Annotated in this window: 21 protein-coding genes; 14 read left to right on the top strand and 7 right to left on the bottom strand. The window is 36.4% G+C overall.

The annotated features are described in order from the left end of the window. Positions 1-100: 100 nt before the first annotated feature. Complete coding sequence (locus J2Z26_RS17365) at positions 101-460, top strand: YtxH domain-containing protein (RefSeq protein WP_193539872.1); 360 nt, start codon at positions 101-103, stop codon at positions 458-460. Between the two features lie 4 nt (positions 461-464). Beyond that, the gene (locus J2Z26_RS17360) at positions 465-1,304 is read left to right on the top strand and encodes a YihY/virulence factor BrkB family protein (protein WP_193539871.1); all 840 of its coding nucleotides are present in this window, start codon (positions 465-467) and stop codon (positions 1,302-1,304) included. A 316-nt stretch (positions 1,305-1,620) separates the two neighbouring features. On the opposite strand, the gene J2Z26_RS17355 is transcribed toward J2Z26_RS17360, so the two are convergent. From J2Z26_RS17355 to J2Z26_RS17345, 3 genes are all read right to left on the bottom strand, one after another. Continuing rightward, on the bottom strand, positions 1,621-3,561 hold the full coding sequence (locus tag J2Z26_RS17355; RefSeq protein ID WP_193539870.1) for a heavy metal translocating P-type ATPase: 1,941 nt from the start codon (positions 3,559-3,561) through the stop codon (positions 1,621-1,623). Between the two features lie 218 nt (positions 3,562-3,779). Continuing rightward, the gene (locus J2Z26_RS17350; RefSeq protein WP_193539869.1) at positions 3,780-3,926 is read right to left on the bottom strand and encodes a BH0509 family protein; all 147 of its coding nucleotides are present in this window, start codon (positions 3,924-3,926) and stop codon (positions 3,780-3,782) included. 155 nt (positions 3,927-4,081) lie between these two features. Continuing rightward, entirely contained in the window at positions 4,082-5,251 is a 1,170-nt protein-coding gene (locus J2Z26_RS17345) for an MFS transporter (protein ID WP_193539868.1), read from the bottom strand. 167 nt (positions 5,252-5,418) lie between these two features. On the opposite strand from J2Z26_RS17345, the gene J2Z26_RS17340 reads away from it, so the two are divergent. The 3 genes from J2Z26_RS17340 to J2Z26_RS17330 all read left to right on the top strand — a co-directional run bounded on the left by J2Z26_RS17340 (position 5,419) and on the right by J2Z26_RS17330 (position 7,611). Next, complete coding sequence (locus J2Z26_RS17340) at positions 5,419-5,799, top strand: OsmC family protein (RefSeq protein WP_193539867.1); 381 nt, start codon at positions 5,419-5,421, stop codon at positions 5,797-5,799. 305 nt (positions 5,800-6,104) lie between these two features. Continuing rightward, positions 6,105-6,722 (top strand): YczE/YyaS/YitT family protein, encoded by a 618-nt coding sequence (locus J2Z26_RS17335; RefSeq protein WP_193539866.1) that lies wholly within the window; start codon positions 6,105-6,107, stop codon positions 6,720-6,722. Positions 6,723-6,798: 76 nt separating this feature from the next. Continuing rightward, positions 6,799-7,611, top strand: a complete 813-nt coding sequence (locus tag J2Z26_RS17330) for a YfkD famly protein (protein WP_193539865.1) — start codon at positions 6,799-6,801, stop codon at positions 7,609-7,611. Positions 7,612-7,659: 48 nt separating this feature from the next. Here J2Z26_RS17330 and yfkAB read toward each other — a convergent pair whose 3' ends face one another. Continuing rightward, positions 7,660-8,781, bottom strand: a complete 1,122-nt coding sequence (gene yfkAB / locus J2Z26_RS17325; protein ID WP_193539864.1) for a radical SAM/CxCxxxxC motif protein YfkAB — start codon at positions 8,779-8,781, stop codon at positions 7,660-7,662. A 138-nt stretch (positions 8,782-8,919) separates the two neighbouring features. Between yfkAB and J2Z26_RS17320 the strand changes: the two genes are divergently transcribed. The 6 genes from J2Z26_RS17320 to truA all read left to right on the top strand — a co-directional run bounded on the left by J2Z26_RS17320 (position 8,920) and on the right by truA (position 14,959). After that, the gene (locus tag J2Z26_RS17320; protein ID WP_193539863.1) at positions 8,920-9,096 is read left to right on the top strand and encodes an SE1561 family protein; all 177 of its coding nucleotides are present in this window, start codon (positions 8,920-8,922) and stop codon (positions 9,094-9,096) included. Between the two features lie 892 nt (positions 9,097-9,988). Then, positions 9,989-11,527, top strand: a complete 1,539-nt coding sequence (locus J2Z26_RS17315) for a fumarate hydratase (RefSeq protein WP_193539862.1) — start codon at positions 9,989-9,991, stop codon at positions 11,525-11,527. Between the two features lie 150 nt (positions 11,528-11,677). Further along, positions 11,678-12,463: a delta-lactam-biosynthetic de-N-acetylase gene (gene pdaA / locus J2Z26_RS17310; RefSeq protein WP_193539963.1), complete on the top strand. Its 786-nt coding sequence runs from the start codon at positions 11,678-11,680 to the stop codon at positions 12,461-12,463. 90 nt (positions 12,464-12,553) lie between these two features. Continuing rightward, positions 12,554-12,748, top strand: a complete 195-nt coding sequence (locus J2Z26_RS17305) for a hypothetical protein (protein ID WP_193539962.1) — start codon at positions 12,554-12,556, stop codon at positions 12,746-12,748. Positions 12,749-12,819: 71 nt separating this feature from the next. Then, positions 12,820-14,205, top strand: a complete 1,386-nt coding sequence (gene rlmD, locus J2Z26_RS17300; protein WP_193539861.1) for a 23S rRNA (uracil(1939)-C(5))-methyltransferase RlmD — start codon at positions 12,820-12,822, stop codon at positions 14,203-14,205. Positions 14,206-14,221: 16 nt separating this feature from the next. Further along, on the top strand, positions 14,222-14,959 hold the full coding sequence (gene truA, locus J2Z26_RS17295; protein WP_193539860.1) for a tRNA pseudouridine(38-40) synthase TruA: 738 nt from the start codon (positions 14,222-14,224) through the stop codon (positions 14,957-14,959). A 369-nt stretch (positions 14,960-15,328) separates the two neighbouring features. Here the strand turns inward: truA and J2Z26_RS17290 are convergent, their stop codons facing one another. Genes J2Z26_RS17290 through J2Z26_RS17280 form a run of 3 tightly spaced genes read right to left on the bottom strand, consistent with a single transcriptional unit; the run spans position 15,329 to position 18,078 of the window. Beyond that, on the bottom strand, positions 15,329-15,598 hold the full coding sequence (locus J2Z26_RS17290) for a hypothetical protein (protein WP_193539859.1): 270 nt from the start codon (positions 15,596-15,598) through the stop codon (positions 15,329-15,331). After that, positions 15,588-16,826 (bottom strand): MFS transporter, encoded by a 1,239-nt coding sequence (locus J2Z26_RS17285; protein ID WP_193539858.1) that lies wholly within the window; start codon positions 16,824-16,826, stop codon positions 15,588-15,590. Before J2Z26_RS17285 ends, J2Z26_RS17290 begins: the two co-directional genes overlap by 11 nt. Before the next feature lie 4 nt (positions 16,827-16,830). Continuing rightward, positions 16,831-18,078, bottom strand: coding sequence for a glycosyltransferase (locus J2Z26_RS17280; RefSeq protein WP_193539857.1), 1,248 nt, complete (start codon positions 18,076-18,078; stop codon positions 16,831-16,833). 122 nt (positions 18,079-18,200) lie between these two features. On the opposite strand from J2Z26_RS17280, the gene J2Z26_RS17275 reads away from it, so the two are divergent. The 3 genes from J2Z26_RS17275 (at position 18,201) to J2Z26_RS17265 (ending at position 20,380) form a co-directional block, all read left to right on the top strand. Next, positions 18,201-18,764, top strand: a complete 564-nt coding sequence (locus tag J2Z26_RS17275; protein WP_193539856.1) for a TetR/AcrR family transcriptional regulator — start codon at positions 18,201-18,203, stop codon at positions 18,762-18,764. Between the two features lie 151 nt (positions 18,765-18,915). Continuing rightward, positions 18,916-19,635 carry a hypothetical protein gene (locus J2Z26_RS17270; protein ID WP_227413888.1) on the top strand — a complete coding sequence of 240 codons (720 nt, stop codon included), beginning with the start codon at positions 18,916-18,918 and terminating at the stop codon, positions 19,633-19,635. Beyond that, positions 19,628-20,380: a hypothetical protein gene (locus J2Z26_RS17265; RefSeq protein ID WP_193539854.1), complete on the top strand. Its 753-nt coding sequence runs from the start codon at positions 19,628-19,630 to the stop codon at positions 20,378-20,380. The genes J2Z26_RS17270 and J2Z26_RS17265 overlap by 8 nt, the downstream gene beginning before the upstream one ends. Positions 20,381-20,457: the final 77 nt, after the last annotated feature.

Below are 20,457 nucleotides of genomic sequence, written 5' to 3'. Positions count from 1 at the left end.
TGTTATTGGTAATTAGCATAAAAAAGTCTTCTTGAAAAAATTCAAAAGGAACATCAATTATCATAATACATATGGAATCTAAAAGAGGAGAGATTATGAAATGGCCAAACGAAACAAGTTAGTGGAAAGTATGCTAATAGGAGCAGCTATAGGGGCAGTGGTATCACTATTCGATAAAGATACGAGAGAAACGGTTATAAAGAATGGCAAGGTTGTCTCTAGAAAATCCGCTAAAATCTTAAAAAATCCAGAAGTAGTAACAGGGAAAATTAGAGACAATATTAGAATGGTTCGTTCAACGATTACTGAAATAACAGAAGATGTGCAATTTCTAGCAACAAAAGTAAATGAACTAAATGAAAAAACACCAGAAATGATAGGCATGATTAAAGAAACAAAAGATGCTTTTGCAAAAACAATCACGTTAGAGGGAGAAAAAAACTCTAAAATAGAGGGGTGAAATGATGAGCGAGAAGAGTGGCTTTAATCTCTCCTTCCTAAAGGAGCTATTTAAGCGTTTTGGTGAGGATGAGGTAGGAGGATTATCAGCAGAACTTGCGTATTTCTTTTTGCTGTCTTTATTTCCTTTTCTAATTTTTTTAGTAACTCTTATCGGATTTCTACCAATTTCTCAAGTGGATGTATTAAACTTTATCCGTGAATATGCTCCTGGACAAACGATGGATATGATTGAAGAGAATTTGAATTCAATTCTTGGAAGTCATAATGGTAAGTTATTGTCTTTTGGTATCATAGCTACCATTTGGTCTGCCTCAAATGGAATTAATGCGGTTGTAAGAGCATTCAATCGTGCTTATGATGTCAAGGAGACACGATCATTTATTGTTGCTCGTGCGATTTCGGTACTTTTAACGTTTGCGATGGTTTTTGTGATTATTGTGGCCTTATTGTTACCTGTTTTTGGGAAGCAAATAGGAATTTTTGTATTTTCTTCATTCGGATTGTCAGAACACTTTTTAGACATCTGGAATGCCGCAAGATGGATACTCAGTGCATTGATTTTATTTGTTGTATTTACATTCTTATATTACATTGCACCGAATCGAAAGTTGAAAATTAGGGAAGTATTAACAGGTTCTTTCTTTGCCACTTTTGGCTGGATGTTTGTTTCTCTGGCTTTTTCCTATTATGTAAGTAACTTTGGTAACTATACGGCTACTTATGGAAGTCTTGGAGGGATTATCGTCTTAATGATTTGGTTTTACTTGTCTGGGATGATCATCATACTAGGCGGAGAAATAAATGCCATTTTGAATTGCCATAGAGTGAGAAGTGTGAAATAGATAGTTGTTAGAATCGGTGAGGAAACGGATTCAAAGTGTGATGTGAACAACAAAAAGAACCAAAATAATTACCTGAAACTTCCCTACGTGTTTTCTAGCCTGAAGGTCATACTATAGGAGTAAGGACATTATGTCTTTACATAGAAAATGAGGGGGGTTACCATTATGGCAAAGCATACGAAAAAAGACGGCGGTACTAAGCAAAAAGGGAAATCTCGTCCTAAGCATAAGACAAGTGGTAGCGCAAACGGAAGCAACGGTTATCACTAAATAAATTAAATGGTGTCAGGATCCATTCCTGACACCATTCTTCGTTTTACCCTTTTAAAAGACGTAGTCCGTTTAAAATAACAAGGATTGTACTTCCTTCGTGCCCGATTACCCCAAATGGAAGGTCAATGATTTGTAAAAAATTTGTACAAATAAGCAACATAATAACACTGATTGAAAAGATGATATTTTGTTTAATGATTGTATTCATACGTCTTGAAAGTTTGATGGCTTCTGTAATTCTTGATAAGTCATTCTTCATTAAAACCACATCAGCTGTCTCTAAGGCTACATCTGTTCCTTCTCCCATTGCAATTCCTACATTTGCTGTAGCAAGTGCAGGTGCATCATTGATTCCATCGCCAATCATTGCAACATTCATATACTTTCGCTTTAAATCCTTTAAATGTTCAACCTTCGCTTCGGGTAGACATTCCGCGATATGATGATCTATCTGAGCTTCATTTGCTATGGCTTCAGCTGTTTTATGGCCATCCCCTGTCAGCATAACCGTGTATATCCCTAAGTCTTTTAATTGTGCCATAGCTTCTTTCGTTTCTTTACGGATGGTATCTTTTAGTGCTATTAAGCCAATGATTCCTTCGTTATCTTGTACATACACGATTGTTTTTCCTTGTGCAGCTAACTCTTTAGAAATTCCATTTGAAAATGCTGTGGCGTCATCTTTATCCACAAAGTCAGCCTTACCAATTTTCCACTTTTTAGCTCCAATGGTACCAATAACTCCCCAGCCAGAAATATCTTCTAATCCATCAGGTTGCAGAAGATCTCGGTTAAGTGTTGTCTTTGTGTGACTAACAATGGATTGAGCCAATGGATGGTTTGAGTGATTTTCAATAGAAGCAACTGTTAGTAAAAACTCCTCTTTATCTATGTTATCTCGGACAAGTACATCCGTAATCTCAGGTTTACCTTTTGTTAAAGTACCTGTTTTATCAAAGGCAATTGCATTTAAATGACCTAGTCTTTCAAGATGAACTCCGCCTTTAAACAGAATTCCTTTTTTCGCCCCGTTTGAAATGGCTGAAAGTGTAGCTGGAGTAATAGAAGCAACTAACGCACAAGGTGATGCTACTACAAGTAAGATCATTGCACGATAAAAGGTCTCGTTCCAACTCCAATCCAACAAGAAATATGGTAAAAACATCATTAGCGCAACAACTGCAAGAACTACTTTTACGTATTTGCCCTCAAATCTTTCTATAAATTGTTGTGAAGGAGATTTTTCACTCTGAGCTGATTGTACTAACTGGATAATTTTTTGGAATAAAGTTTCGCTACTTAGCTTTGTTACTTTTATCGTTACTGATCCTCGCAGGTTCACAGTGCCAGCAAATACCGTATCATCAACTAGCTTTGAAACAGGTAGTGATTCACCGGTAATTGTAGCTTCGTCAACTGTTGTTTGACCTTTAACAAGAACACCATCACTTGGGATACGCTCACCAGGTTTAACTAAGATATGGTCACCAAGCTGAAGACTTGAAACATGAACAACCTTTTCCATCCCATTCCGTAGAAGGGTTGCTTCTTCAGGTTGTAGTTCCATTAGAGCTGAAATTTCTCTGTTACTTTTGTTCATCGTATATGTTTCCAAGGCTCCACTTAATGCGAAGATAAAAATTAAAATAGCTCCTTCTGTCCAATAGCCGATGATTGCAGAACCAATTGCTGCGAATATCATCAACATTTCAACATTCAATTCTTTTTCTTTAATGGTAGATTCAATACCTTCCTTTGCTTTCGCAAAACCTCCTATAACAAAGGCTGAAATAAATAAAATAATAGAAGCTGTTTCGAAATTTAATTTTGAAACGATCCAACCAACTAAAATAAGTACTCCACATAAAATGGCTGCAATTAACTCAGCGTGTGGGGCAATTCTGCTAAGTAAATTTGGTTTATCTTGTGCATCTAATTGATAATGTTGATGTTGGCGTGTTGTAGCTTTTGCTTCAGTGCTCATAATAATTCCCCCTGTCATTTTCTAATTGAGAAAAATAATCACAATCATTAGCCCTATAAAACAGCTAAAGCTGCCAAATCCAAAGGGATTAGCAGCATTCTTTTAAATTATTTTTACTTTATAATTATTTTAATTATAGCATATGATCATTGAGAATAAAAGTGAAAATTTTATAGTTGAAAAGAAAAATACCCCTCATTATATGAGAGGTATAACCGTTACTCTACAATTTCTTCAAATTGAAAATAAGTTGTGTCATAAATGTGTTCAATCTCTGCATCGGTCATATAAACCAGAGCATCTTTTTCAAAGCCTTTTACTCTTTCAATAAACTCAATCATGTTTTTACGTTCCTGTCTACTCATCGTTAACTCTCTCCCTTATTGGTAAATTTTTCGCTCACTACTGTTTTAATACAGTTAGTTATCTTTTAATGTATTATATAACAGTTAACGAAAAATGGTCAATGATATTTAACCGATTTTTTGAAAATGGGCAAAAAAATAAAGCAGCCTAGTAGCTATTGGTTAATAGCTACTAAAGTCTGCCTTCTAAAGGAAAGAATCGCAAAAAAGATGCATAATAACATTGTACTAATAATATGGAAAAAGCTAGCGCCAGGAACATACTCTATAAAGATACCACCAATTAACGGTCCACTAATACTTCCAAAGCTAAAAAAGATCCCGCACATTAAGTTACCAGCAGGAAGGAGTCCCTTTGGCACTAAATCGGTCATATAACTAATTCCCAATGAGAAAGTTGAACCAACAACCATTCCAGCAATTAAGAAACAAATAAATAATCCAGTTACTGAGTGTTCCAGAAAGCTTGCTGTTGTAAAACTAAAAAATCCTAAGAGGAGAACAATGAGTAAAATGTTCTTTCTTCCAAGTTTATCACTTAATACACCAAGTGGAAGTTGAGTAATTATACTTCCAACTGCAAAGGCTGGTAATAAAATTGATACACTTTGAACATCGATACCAGTCCGTAAAGCATAAACCGGAAAGTTACCATTTAAAGATGCCTCTAAAAACCCATATCCAAAAGGAGGTAAAAAGGCAACCCATGCATAGTTCCAAGTCTTAGCAAAGCGCTTCATTGTTCCAAAAAATGAAGTTGTTTCAATATCCGTAGATTCAGGTAGTTCATTTTTTAAAAAGAATACAGTTGACCAGGCAAGTAAACTAATCGAAGCAGAAATAATAAAAGGTAAGGCTGCATTGATTTCAACTAATGGTGTGACTAAAGGACCTGCAGCAAACCCAAGACCAAATGACAAGCCGTATATAGAAATATTTCTACCTCTTCTATGCTCTGGTGAAAACGAGGTGATCCACGTCTGTGTTCCAAAATGAAGCATGTGATCCCCGATACCAATCAATAGTCTAAGAACAAACCAAAATAAAATGGAGTCCCACAAAGGAAACGCAAATAAAGATGCAATAACTAGGATTCCACCTACTAAAATAATCGGCTTATAGCCAAATCTTCTGAGTGGTCCTTCCATAAATGGAGACGCAATCAACACACCGATATATAAACCTGTTGCATGAAGACCATTAATCGTTGAAGATACACCGCCACTTTCAAAAATAATCGCAATTAGCGGAAGTAACATCCCTTGCGAAAAGCCAGAAATAGAAACAATTAATACTAAAATCCAAAAACGCATTGTAATATTCATAGCATGCTCCGTTCTAAAAAACACATTTTACTTAGATGATGTTACAAGGATTTTTAGAATGTTACAAGAACTTTGTATTACGAAAGGCTTGTCTTAAAGCAAAACAGTAGATTTTTACAGGGTTTAGTATAGAATAAAATAAAATTAGTAAATTAGGGGTGTAAACAATGGAATTTAAAATGAAAGAGGTAGGCTTTACAACACAGTTTGAATACGGAGAATTACATATTGCAGGAGACGAAACTCATGGTTTCAGACCTTTTCAACTAATGGTTTCCTCCATTGCGGTTTGTAGTGGTGGTGTTCTTAGAAAGATCCTCGAGAAGAAAAGAATGGTTATTCATGATATTACCATTCAAGCAGATGTTGTTCGAAATGAACAAGAGGCAAATCGTTTGGAGAAAATACACATTCATTACTTAATTTCTGGGGAAGATTTGCAAGAGCACAAAATTGAACAAGCTATCGAATTAGCAAATAAAAACTGTCCAATGGCTCAATCAGTCAAAGACAGTATCGAAATTGTTGAAACATTTGAGCTTAAGTAAAATAAAACAACGAAAAGGCTCTGTTCATGGGATTAACAGAGCCTTTCTCGTAGATTTTTTATCCGCGTTAAGTACAAGAGATACTGAAGATTAAACCTTCGATGTTCCCATCTGAGATCTACTCGATATGCATACCCCCTTGTTGTAGGTATGTTTCTCTGTATCCCTCCTTCTTTTATGGTAGTTACATCTTATCATGTTATTAGATAGTTGTAAATATTCAGACAACTTATTTTTTTGAAAAATTTTAGATTGGACAACATATGATATAAATAAATGAAATTAAGCATCGGAGGATTACAGCTATGCTCATACTTAGAATACTGTTTTATATAATAGGACTGCTTGTCACATCACTAGGAGTTAGCTTAACAATTAAAGCCGATTTAGGTGCAGGTGCATGGGATGCTCTAAATGTTGGTCTTTCAACAACTGTTGGTTTTACCGTCGGTACCTGGGTAATCATCGTAGGAATTATCCTTATCATTGTGAATGCTTTACTAATGAAAGTACGCCCGGAATATTTAGCGGTCATTCCGATTTTTTTAATGGGGCCATTTATTGACTTTTGGCTTTTAATTGCATTCCCAAATTGGGAACCAGAAGGTTTTATATATCAGTTGATAATATTGCTTCTTGGATTGCTCGGTTTATCAATGGGAATCTCCATTTATCTGCAAGCAAAGTTTCCGCTGATTCCGATTGATAATTTTATGGTGGCAATAAAGTCTCGCCTTCCTATCAATTTAGGTATGGCTAAAACAATTGGAGAGATAACTGCTTTATTGTTTGCGTTTCTATTCAAGGGCCCAATAGGACTAGGGACAATCATTGTTACTTTTCTAATCGGTCCACTTATTCAAGTCTTTTTCCCAAGATTCGAGAACTTGCTCAAAAGATTAAGTGAAAAAACATCAGGATGATTTTCTTAAAAATAAGGATAAGATAGGTATTCTTCGAAAAAACTATACTCAAAGAAATGAAAGGAGTATATGTTTAATGAAAAATAAATTGTCTTTTGTAATTGCTGTCTTATTCCTTTTATCAAGCATTTCTACAATCACATATGCTGATGGAAAGCAAGATAACAAACAGGAAAATAAATATGAAATCCCTAATTCTGTATTAAATATCGCAAAAGAAAATACGTATCCAAATCCTACTCAGGATTTACCTTATCTTCAGCCGAGTGATTTGGCAAAAGAACTAATTGATAGCTCAGAGGTGAAAATTGAGAATCCGGATTTAATTCGTATTTTAAACGAATCTTCAATTTCAACAACTCCTTTAGCTATTGGGTATCGTGCAACAATCTACTTAGGTCAGTGGCCATTAAGCTATGAATCAACAGAGACCGGAACAAATTGGGAATACAAAAAGATCAATACAAACTTTGTCGATAATCGTGGTGGAAAAGCCCCGGTTCAAATAAAATATAACCAAGAGGCACAGAAGCATATTAAGGGTGGACTTACTGCGAAAATTCAAGGTCCGGAAGACGTAAAGAAAATGATGTTAATTAAAGCAGCAGAAAAAACAGGCTTACCTCTTTCATTTGAAACCATTATTGGAGCGGGGACTAAAAAAGATCAGGTCTACAATGTTCCTTCCAAGAGATTAGGCTATTTATATGGCTATGCTCCAGCGGTTAGTGAAAAAGGGAAAGTAACGTATGGTGAAGTGTATTTAGTATTAAAAGGTAGCAAGAAAAGCTTAGTTGTTAAAAACGTAACTCATCAAGGAATTGGTGCATGGATACCGGTTCAGGATCATGTATCATTTGGTTTTATTGCGTCTGAAACGCCAAGATAAAAATAAAAGGAAGTATCCGGGTATGAATGGATACTTCCTTTTTCACTTTTATAAGGTAATTCTAGCACTTTTTTGGGTAAAGTCTTCGTCCTTATAATAACTATTTTTAACTAATATATTCGGGCCTAAGCACTTAACAGCAGGACAGTGGCAAGAGAGCTCTTTAGCTAGGTGTGATCTATTCCATGTTTCATATGCTGCTTCTAAGGTAGTATTTTGAATATTCCCTAGAGCAGGAGCATCACCAAAATCAGTGACAATGATGTCTCCATTAAAGATATTTACGTTTAATCGCGATCTTCCATCTGGATCATTACGAACCGTTACGTTTTGACTCGCATAGAGTCTTTTAAGAAGTGCTAAATCATCTTGGTTACTACTGCAAGCATAGAAAGGAAGTGTGCCAAATAGCATCCAGGTTTTTGAATCACGTATATCTAGTAATTTGTGAATGGCCTCTCTAATTTCTTTAAGAGTTAACGTTTCAAGAGTGCTTGCAAAATCACTTGGGTACATTGGGTGTATTTCATGTCTTGCACAGTTCATTTCATGGACTATTTGGTGATGGATTGTCTCAATATAAGGAAGAGTTCGTTTATTGAGCATCGTTTCGGCTGACACCATCACTCCAGCCTTGCTTAGTGCCTTACTGTTCTCAATCATACGATCAAAGTAGGCAATTCTTTGCTCTCGGGTTGGTTTACGTTCCATCATCGCAAACCCGCCTTCAATAAAATCATCGATTGTTCCCCAATTGTGTGAGATATGTAGAACATCTAAATAGGGTACAATTTTCTCATAGCGCTCTAAATCAAGGGTTAAATTTGAATTGATTTGAGTACGTACCCCTCGTTCATGGGCATACTTTAAAAGAGGTAGAACATAATTTTCAACTGATTTTAATGAAAGCATAGGCTCTCCACCCGTTATACTAAGAGAACGAAGGTGCTCTATTTCATCTAATCTTTGAAGGATAAGTGAAATTGGCAACGCTTCTGGGTCTTTTGGTTGTAGTGTATAACCTACGGCACAGTGTTCACAACGCATATTGCAAAGTGTGGTAGTTGTGAATTCTACATTTGTAAGCTGCCCAGAGCCATATTGCTCAATATCTAAATATGCTTCCCAGGGGTCATAGGAAGGGGTAATTTTTTGTCTTTGCACTAACACTTTAAAAGCTCCTTTACCTAAGGCTCTTTATTGAAATGATGCCTTGTCTATTTAATACGAATTATAGTATATAGTAAAAAGAGTATGGCGAGAAGGTATATAGTATGTTAATTTACCAAGAGTGAAAGGAGTGAAAATATGGGTAATGCAATTCATGACAAAGACTCACAGCTAGACTATCTGAAAAATCGTTTAAACCTTTTTTTAGAAGTCATTGATTCAATGGATCCTGAATCTACGGATTTAGATGATATAGATCGTCTTATTCAAATGTTAGATGATCTTGAAGGAAAGTATGATCAGTTTAAGGGATAATGCTTTGAAAAAATAGTATCAGTTTGCTGATGCTATTTTTTTGCGTTTTATTTAGGCCCACGGATTTATGGGCCGTCATGTTGACTTTTTTAGCAGAGTGAGGTCACATAAACGAGTTTATGAGCCCTCATCCAGGTGTTTTTGGCAAGTAGAGGTCACATAAATGATTTTATGAGCCCTCATCCAGGCGTTTTATTCAGAAAGAGGTCACATAAATGATTTTATGAGCCCTCATCCAGGCGTTTTATTCAGAAAGAGGTCACATAAATGGTTTTATGAGCCCTCATCCAGGCGTTTTTTTCAGAAAGAGGTCACATAAATGATTTTATGAGCCCTCATCCAGGCGTTTTATTCACAAAGAGGTCACATAAATGGTTTTATGAGCCCTCATCCAAGCGTTTTTGGCAAGCAGAGGTCACATAAACGATTTTATGAGCCCTCATCCAGGTGTTTTTGGCAAGTAGAGGTCACATAAATGATTTTATGAGCCCTCATCAAGGCGTTTTTTTCAGAAAGAGGTCACATAAATGGTTTTATGAGCCCTCATCCAAGCGTTTTTGGCAAGCAGAGGTCACATAAACGGTTTTATGAGCCCTCATATCAGCGTTTTCAGCAAACTGAGGGTTCATAAACGGTTTTATGAACCCTCATCCAAGCATTTTCAACAAACTGAGGTCACAAAAACAGTTTTATAAACCCTTATCAGGCATTTTTAGCAAACTGAGGTCTCATAACTGTTACTGCCCTACGACCCAACAGGTAAATAAATGCAAACTCCGAATCGCTTGCAAATGCTTTCACAAAAGAATGACAAGGAGTATAATAAAAAATGTGTGAATTAAGAAAAAACATATAGATAAATTATCGTGTTAGAGGGGAAAGGGGAAACGGTATGGATAAGCTTCAAAAAAGTATGTATGACTTGATTGTAGAAACATCTACAAGACTCCCTAAGGATGTTAGACGTGCAATTGCTAAAGCAAAAGCACAGGAAAATGCAGGGACGCGTTCAGCGATGTCACTTGCAACAATCACAAACAATATTTCAATGGCAGATGTAAACGTATCACCAATTTGCCAAGATACTGGACTACCAACTTTTAAAATTAAAACGCCTGTTGGTGTAAACCAACTTAAAATTAAAGAGGCTATACTGAACGCAATTGCAGAAGCAACAAAAGACGGAAAGCTTCGTCCGAATTCAGTTGATTCATTAACGGGTAAAAATAGTGGAGACAATCTTGGTGCGGGTTCGCCGGTTATTAAGTTTGAGCAATGGGAAAAAGATTATATTGATGCACGCTTAATCTTAAAAGGTGGCGGCTGTGAGAACAAAAATATTCAATATAGCTTACCATGTGAGTTAGAAGGTCTTGGTAAAGCTGGCCGTGACCTTGATGGAATCAGAAAATGCATCATGCATTCTGTTTACCAAGCACAAGGACAAGGCTGTAGTGCTGGATTCATCGGAGTTGGAATTGGTGGAGATCGTACATCAGGATATGAATTAGCGAAGGAACAATTATTCCGTGATGTTGAAGATGTAAACCCAATTGAAGAACTTGCTAAGCTTGAAGAATATGTAATGGAAAATGCAAATAAGCTTGGAATTGGAACGATGGGCTTTGGTGGAGAAACAACTCTTTTAGGTTGTAAAGTTGGAGTGATTAATCGTATCCCAGCTAGTTTCTTTGTTTCAGTTGCTTATAACTGTTGGGCATATCGTCGATTAGGTGTGACCTTAAACCCAGATAATGGCGAAATCAATGATTGGTTATACAATGAAGGTGAAGAAATTGATTTCTCTAAAGAGGTAGAAGAAGCTCAAGAAGAAACGAAGTCAGACAGCCGTGAAGTTGTATTAGAAGCACCAATTACAGAAGAAAAGATTCGTGACTTAAAAGTAGGCGATGTTGTACGTATCAACGGCTTAATGTACACAGGTCGTGATGCGATTCATAAGCATCTTTCTGAAAATGATTCTCCTGTAAATTTAGATGGTCAAATCATCTATCACTGTGGACCGGTTATGCTTAAGGATGAGGATGGAACATGGCATGTGAAAGCAGCTGGTCCAACAACAAGTATACGTGAGGAGCCTTACCAAGGTGACATCATGAAGCGCTTCGGCATTCGTGCAGTTATTGGTAAAGGTGGAATGGGTCCAAAAACGCTTGCTGCTTTAAAAGATCATGGTGGAGTTTACTTAAATGCAATCGGTGGAGCAGCACAGTACTATGCTGACTGTATTAAGTCGGTAGAAGGCGTTGACTTTATGGAATTTGGAATTCCTGAAGCAATGTGGCATTTAAAAGTAGAAGGTTTTACTGCGGTTGTAACGATGGATTCACATGGCAACAGTCTACATGAAGATGTTGATAAATCATCATTAGAAAAACTTGCGCAGTTTAAAGAGCCTGTATTTAAATAAAACGAATCGTGTCAGGGAGACTTCCCTGGCACTTTTTATAATAATGGAAAACTCTTCAAAGAATGGATTTAAGGCTAGTACAAAAACTAACAGTATCCTTTAATTTTAAAAAAGGGAGGACTACTGTTGAGAATACTACTAAGTGTACTGATGTCTGCAGTGTTGCTTTTTTCGATTCAACCAATTAATGCAGATGCTAGCTATTCAAACAAGCCTATTAACTGGGGGTTTAAAAGGAGTAAAGACCATCAACCACCATCAGCTGGAAAACAGTTAGATGAGTTATTAGCAGAATACGGTTCTTTTTATCTAGGTGATACATCAAAGAAAGAAGTGTATCTGACCTTTGATAATGGTTATGAAAACGGCTATACAGGTAAGGTGTTAGATGTACTTAAAAAGAAGAATGTTCCAGCAACCTTCTTTGTGACAGGTCATTTTTTAGATAGTCAGCCTAAGCTTGTTGAAAGAATGGCAAAGGAAGGCCATATTGTAGGTAATCATTCATGGTATCATCCGGATTTAACGCAGGTTAGTGATGAACGGCTTAAAAGAGAATTAGATACCGTTCGTGATGAGATTGAGCGAATAACCGGTGAAAAGGGTGGTACGTATTTAAGACCACCACGTGGAGTCTTTAGTGAAAGAACCCTTGCTCTTTCTGAAAAGTACGGCTACCAAAATGTATTCTGGTCATTAGCGTTCGTTGATTGGCATATTGATCAACAAAAAGGATGGGAATACGCGTACAATAATATTATGAAGCAAATTCACCCTGGTGCTATTTTACTGTTGCATACTGTTTCAAAGGATAATGCAGAAGCATTGGAAAAAGCAATTACCGACCTTGAAAAAGAGGGATACACCTTTAAAAGCTTAGATCATTTAATGGTAAAACAATTTATTGATGAACCATTAATATTGAATATCCAGTAGAACACATGGTTACTCCATGTGTTTTTATTTTGGATAAAGCTCTGAGTTCTATGTTAGAATGAGATATTAAAATAAGTGATGGGTGATGACATGCAATTAGCAATGATAGCAGTTGTTGTTGTTTTATTGGTAGGCTTAGTTTTAACGATTTCATTGGCCGGTAAAAGTGACGAAAACTATCGTGATGCAACGAAAAAAAACACAATGAATTTAACTCTAATTTATATCATAACCATTTTATTGTTGTTAATTGGATTAGTGGTTTACATTAAGTGGTTTGCCTAGGTATGTAGTGAGATACTAGGTGTGATACTGATAACAAGGAATTTTTAGAATAGACATGGAGTTGTAACTAAATGAGTCAAAAACAAAATGTACAATCACCGAAGCTTGAGCTTGGACAAACTTTCCCATTAACAATAAAGAGACTTGGGATAAACGGGGAAGGTGTGGGGTATTTCAAGCGACAAGTTGTCTTTGTACCGGGGGCATTACCAGGGGAAGAGGTTGTCGTTGAAGCGACGAAGGTTCACCCGAAGTTTTCTGAAGCTAAAATTAAGAAAGTCCGCAAAAAGTCTGAGCATCGTGTTCAACCACCATGTCCAATTTACGACCAGTGTGGTGGCTGTCAGCTTCAGCATTTGGACTATAATCAGCAACTCAAAGAAAAGCGAGATATCGTCGTTCAAGCCTTTGAGCGGTATGTGAAAAATCTCAACCCTAGCATAATTAAAGATACGATTGGAATGGACAATCCTTGGAACTATCGAAATAAAAGTCAATTTCAAGTAGGACTGAATAACCAAAAGGTGATTGCGGGTCTTTATGGATTAAACTCGCATCATTTAATTGATATATCAGATTGTATGGTGCAACACCAAGCAACTAATAAAGTGACACAGGTTGTAAAAACGATACTACAGGAATTAAACATTTCAATTTATAATGAAAAGTCACGAAAAGGGATTATCAGGACGATTGTAACAAGGGTAGGAGTTGAAACCGGCGAGGTACAACTGGTTCTCATAACTGCAAAAACCGAACTACCACGTAAGGAACAATTCATCACTGAAGTTAAGAAGAGACTTCCTGAAGTAAAATCGATTGTACAAAATATAAATGGTAATAAAACTTCACTCATATTTGGTGATGAAACGAAGAGACTGCATGGTAAAGAGGTCATACAAGAAAATCTAGGGGACCTTCAGTTTGAGTTATCTGCACGTGCATTTTTTCAATTAAATCCTCATCAAACTGTAAAGCTTTATGACGAAGTAAAAAAGGCAGCACGATTAACAGGGAAAGAAAAACTGGTAGATGCGTATTGTGGAGTAGGTACAATTGGACTTTGGCTTGCAAAAGAGGCAAGTGAGATTCGTGGAATGGACACAATCTCTGAGTCGATTGAAGATGCAAAAAAGAATGCGAAGAATCATGGAATTTCAAACGCACTGTACGTAACTGGAAAGGCTGAACAATGGTTGCCGAAATGGGTGAAGGAAGGCTGGAAACCAGATGTGATTGTGGTTGACCCGCCTCGAACAGGCTGTGATGATCAGCTCTTACAAACCATTTTAAAGGTAAAACCGAAAAAGGTAGTTTATGTTTCATGTAATCCTTCAACATTAGCTAAAGATATTGGGGTATTATCTAAATCATATAATGTAAGCTATATTCAGCCAGTAGATATGTTTCCACATACAGCACATGTGGAGGCAGTTGCGTTGCTAGAGTTGAAATAAGCTAAGGGAGAAAGCAATGAACAATTATAAATTGACCATTCAGTATGATGGTGGCCGTTACAAGGGTTGGCAACGACTCGGTAATAGTGACAGCACTATTCAAGGGAAAATTGAAAACGTATTAACAGAGTTGGCAGGAGAAAAGATTGAAATCATTGGATCTGGTAGAACGGATGCAGGTGTACATGCTCTTTCTCAAATCGCTAATTTTAAGATGCGTAAGAATGCAACGGAAGAGGAAGTTATGCATTATTTAAACAGATATCTTCCCAATGATATTAGCGTTGTTGATGTTACGTTAATTCATGATCGTTTTCATGCACGCTACAATGCTAAAGATAAAACCTATTTGTATAAGATCTGGAACGAGCAATATACACATCCCTTCATGCGAAAGTACAGTATGCATGTTGAGGAAAAGCTTGATATCGATAAAATGAGAAAAGCATCTAAATACTTTTTAGGTGAGCATGACTTTACATCCTATTCCAACGCAAAGTCGAAGAAAAAGTCCATGGTGCGTGAAATATACTCACTTGAAATAAATGAGAATGCAGGCTTTATCGAAATCAAGGTGCGAGGCAATGGCTTCCTTTACAATATGGTGAGAAAAATTGTAGGAACCTTAATTGAAGTTGGATTAGGAGAAAAAGATGCTACTGCAATACCTAATATCCTCGAGTCAAAAGAAAGAATTCAAACAGGTCGTATGGCGGATGCAGAGGGGTTGTATTTGGAGGAGGTTGGTTTTTAAACCATCTCCTTATTTTTTAAAAGAGCGGAGCTATAATCACCGGCATCTCATGTGTTGCCAGATACACTCTACACATGTTGAGGTAGTTGCATTGATAGAGTTGAAATAGTATGGTGGCAATAGATATAGCTGTTTTTAACTAAATATTGAATTGTGGTTTATGTTCCCCTGGACTAACAGTTCGGGGGTTTTTAGATCCTTGGGGGTCTTCGGCTACGCGGAACTGCGCATATTTGCGTGAAAATGTAGATTTTTTGCAAATCTGCATATAGATTGAGAAGAAGAAACGTTTTAGGTGCTATGAAAGGTTATGAAATGAAATACTTCTTTGATAGCACCATGAGGTAGTTAAGATTATAAATACTAGATTTATCGATTTACAAATAATTTTATTAGCTTATTTCTATTTTTAATAATTGCTACAGCCAAAACTATTATTGTAGGTATTGCTGTTAGGTACGGATATAATGGCACAAGACTATAAATGAAATTAACAAATGACACAACTCCTCCTGTAAAGGTTGCCCCTCCAATCATTTGCAATATAACGAATAGCATGCCAACTGCAGCTATCATGACAAAAGGAGAAATAGATAAAACAATTAGAGCTAAAATACTTTTTAAGATTTTACTTTTCATCTAGCATTACCTCATTATTTACTGAAATGTCGAACTCTCTAGTCAGAAAATAACATACAATACCTATAAGGATCATAAATACTCCTGAAAAAAACATCCAGTTGCTTACCCCGATCATTTCTGATATAGGACCTGCAATGAACATGCCCACTGGTGCTGCGAAACTCATCGCACTTGTAATAAGAGAAATCACTTTCCCTAAGTTTTCTGCTGGAACAGTTCTTTGAATGTAGGAAGTAAAGGGAATGTTGAAACCCATACCCGTTGTTCCCATTACAAACACTACGATACAAAAGATCCAAAATAAATGTGGAGGTAAAATACCGCCAATTAATGCACATATACCTAGTAAACCCGTAGATAATGAAATCATTAAAAATTGCCTTTTAAGACCTCCGGTAATGCCGATTAACATTGCTGCAATTAACATTCCGATAGAAAATAAGGTTTGTACAATGCCATTGTGCCATGCGGTTCCATTGAAATACCCAATAACCATAAGTGGTAACATTGTTCCAATAGGAACAAAAATGATGGTTGATATTAACATTGGAATGGCAAGCCGATTTAATGCTTTGTTTGATCGAAAAGCATTTATACCTTGCTTCATGTCTTGTATGAAGTCTAAATTTTTGCTTTGTTTTTTTAATTGCTTTGAAATATTTACTAAAGATAATGTTACTACGGCAATAGTTGCTCCTAAAACGTCGACAAGCATCGCATATGGAAGTGAAGTAACACTCATTATAAACGCACCAAGCATAGGACCGACCATAGTACATGCTGAGTTAATCATTTGCCCATATCCACCTGCTTTCGTAAGTTCGCTCGCAGGAACGAGTTGAGGGATTACTGCTTGTAGGGCAGGTTTATGAAATGTTTCCCCAAGAGCTCGGATAAATAGAACCAGATAAACCAATAGAATGGATTGAATACCTAATAAAAATGTAACTCCTAAAATTAAACTTGATAATGCTACAGCACTATCAGCTATAATCATTATTTTTTTTCGATTGTATCTGTCAATCCAAACTCCTGCAAATGGACCTAAAATCGCCTGAGGTAGTAGGCCAACCATACTTGCTATTGTAAGTGAAAGGGCAGAGCCTGTTTCTAATGTGATCCACCAAATAATGGAGAATTGAACGGCGCTCGAGCTTAAAAGAGAAGTTGCTTGGCCGATATATAAGATGAAAAAGGACTTCTGCCATTCTTCTAATTTTTTCATAGAACTACGCCATAAGACTTTCTACTATTACTCTTGCACAATCTCTTACGCCGTTTTCAGTAGCGATATTTTTTGCAAGAGTTTTTGAGTTTTCAACAATTTTCTCTTCTAAGGCATAGTGAATTGCAGTTGCGAGATTGTCAGAAGTAAGTGCCTTTATAGGAATTGGCTTTGAACCTACACTTAAGTCGTAGGCTCTGTGTGCCCAAGCGTGCTGATCGTTAGCAAAGGGTACGATGATGCTGGGAACACCTGCCTTAAATCCTGCAGCGGTTGTTCCAGCTCCTCCATGATGACATACAGCAGCAACTCTTTCGAAGAGCCATGTATGTGGTATGCTGTCAATTGCAATAATATTTTTTGGTAGGTTATGAATTTTGCCCATTCCACAGATTATTCCACGTTTTCCACTCTTGGCAAGAGCATCAACTATTATTGTAGTTAGGGCTTCTTTCTGATCATCATGAAATACACTTCCGAACCCTATATAAATAGGCTTATCTCCCGAATGTAAAAAGTCTTCTAATTCCTTGCTAGGAATATAATTCGTTTCTTCTTCAACAAACCAATAGCCATGTTGGTGTATGTTTTCATTCCAGTCACTAGGTCTCTTGAATACATAGTTACTGCAGGAAATGATTGCTGGATGCTTTTTGTCTGTATGGCGCTCATAGGGGCATCCAAACTTCTCGGGTAGTCCACCGAACTCCTTTTTCCAAAAACCCTTGACTGAATCCTTTGATGCCAACCACAGCATACCTTGAAGCATATAGTAGCTAATTATGTTCGTAATCGGAGTAGACTTCTTTCTTCCATATTGAATAATCGAAGTCTGTTTTTTTGTCTTATGCATCGGGAATGGAGATGCTAAGATAGAGGGAATACCTAGCTTCTCAGCCGCAAAGTAGCCTAGCGTAACACCTGGATGATATATGATTAACTCACTATTCTTGCAAGAAGCGTAGTATTCATTTGCTATACTAACTCCATATTTTCTCATCTTATTAAAGGTGAGTAGCATTTTTAATGGGTTATCGGCGCTTTGTGCTTCCTTTAACATTTTTTCATCAACGTTAAGAGTTTTAAAATCCGCTTGAATTGAAAAATATTCGATGCCATAACTTCTTACGAATTCTTCCATGTCTCTAAGGCCAGTAATACGCACATTTTTACCTAGCTTCTTAAGCTGTTGGGCAAGTGCAATATATGGTTGAAAGTCTCCACGAGATCCAGCACACAGTATTGTAATCATAATTTTCATCCTCCGTTTGTTTAATCCAACAACCTGTTGTATGATTAAAGTATATAGACATTTTTTCTTATCAACAACCGACAATACAATAGCAAGTGTCGGATTTTAAAGGGGATAAAATCATGAAGAAGAAACCCGAAGTAACCGCACAGACGAAGCAAAATATAATCGATGCCTTTTGGTCCTTGTATTGCGAAAAAAGAATAGAGAAAATAACGGTAAAGGAAATTACGCTGAAAGCAGGTTATAATCGCGGGACCTTTTATGAATATTTTACAGATATATACGATGTTCTTGAGCAAATAGAAGAATCCTTAATACCTACACTAGATGAACTGCCGCCCATTTCTATTGGTAATGAAAATATGGGTATACCAATTGATATGTTCATGAAGCTATATGAGAAAAATAGCAAGTATTATTCTGTTTTGCTAGGTGATAATGGTGATCCTGCTTTTGCAAGTAAACTTAAAAATTCAACAAAGCCCATCCTTAAACAAGCATTCGCGGAAAAGTATGAAGTAAATCAGGTAGAATTTGATTTCATATTGGAGTATGTACTTTCAGTAATGGTGGGTATTATGAGCTATTGGTTTAGACATGATAAAGCGATGACAGCAGAGGACTTGATTGCTTTAATGCAGGATCTTATGGAAAATGGTGTTATGGAACATTTATCAAAATAATTGAAGGACATGATGTAGTACGTATTAACCTGAAAGATGGCAGAACTTCTCATAAGGAAATAGCTTATGGAAGGTGTGAATAGATAGCTATTGGACTATTAAAATTCAACAACCGAAGAAATACGATAGGGTCAAAAGGAGTTTGATAAATTTGTGGAATGTTAGTTTTGATATCATAGGTTTTCTAATTGGATTATTAGCCTGGGGAACAATTGGGTACATAGCATATCGTATTTATACCAAGCAATCGGAAAAACCAAGATTATGGAAGATTGTAGTAGTCATTATTGTTGGTCTTTTTTCCTTCTCCATTAATTGGACTATGTTTGATACTGTACTTGAAATTTCGATTTTACCATTAGGTGTATGGATTTTGTATGTAGGATTAAAAGGAAAAGAAGGAAGATGGCAAACCTATCGTCGTTTTGCCTGGTTAGGATTTTGGGCGAACTTCATCTTTTTGGCAACTGCTCTCTTTTCGATGCCTATTTACAACGCCATCTATCCTGACACAAAGGCATCAACGTATATTTCAAGTGTAAAGAATGCATCTATTGTTACCATTCATCCTTCAGCAATTGAGATGGTACTAAACAAAGAGACAGTAGTAAATCAACTAGATGAGTTTGAACGAAGCCGTATTTTGAATGAAGTATGGTATGAGGAGACCTATATAAATGCGGATTCAAATAAGAGAAACGAGCGCTTCCCTTACTTGCTGATTGACGCAAAGCCAAAGTGGGGCAGTGGAACTCACAGCACCATCTATATAGAGGAAGATGGTAAAGGTATTTTAATTTCCACTAAGGATAAGCAATATTACTTTCGTGCTAACAGCTCTGTTTTAAAGGGAGGAGATCAGAGTGAATAAGAAAAAGTTCGTCTATATTTTTATTGGACTTATATTCGTGTTGATATCCACCTTTATCTATCTATCTTATTTTTCACATCCATCTTCTTTTTTGTCGGAAAAACAATTAATCGAGGAAATCAATAGTACCTTTCCAGATGCTAATGTAAATAAGATCCAAGGAATATTCGACGTTAACGAAAAAAATAAGTATGTTCCATTTATTTCAAATAACAATAGCTATGGAAAGAGTTTTTGGGTGTGGGATAAGTATAAATGGCGAGTTGCGTACATTGATACGACTGGAGAACCTCATATTTGGAAAGTAAATAAAAGAGACCCATCCTCTTATCATTTTGTTTGGAATATTCATCCTGATGACCAATTAAAACACATAAATTTTTATATGATTAGGGACAGAGGGTACAGCTATACACAAGTAACAAAAGAAATGTATTATCCAAGAGTACAGATGCAACAAACTGTTTCATTTGAAGAAGAGACATATGGTGTACTGAAAATCCCTGAGGAATGGGCCACTTTTGTTAGATCTATAAATGATACACAATTAGCTAAACAATCCAATTTAGATGTATTTTTTAATCAATTTTCATGGGAACAACATGTTTATTATGGCTGGATTCCGTATGACCAAGAAAACAAAGAGGCGTTTCCGGAAAAATCTGTGAATGGCAGTGGTTATTCAAACGGTGATATAGAGATAGATTATGTGATGATATTAAATGAATGGGAAGTTGAAAAATAAAGCATGCATAGATAATATAAAGCTAGACTAGCAACAAGCGAAATCCACAGGATTTCGCTTGTTTTTTTGATTTGAAA

The sequence above is a fragment of the Cytobacillus luteolus genome, assembly GCF_017873715.1.
GTDB classification, from domain to species: Bacteria; Bacillota; Bacilli; order Bacillales; family Bacillaceae_L; genus Bacillus_BV; species Bacillus_BV luteola.
The sequence above is the reverse complement of the archived record's forward strand: the minus strand, read 5'-3'. Positions and strand labels throughout refer to the sequence as shown.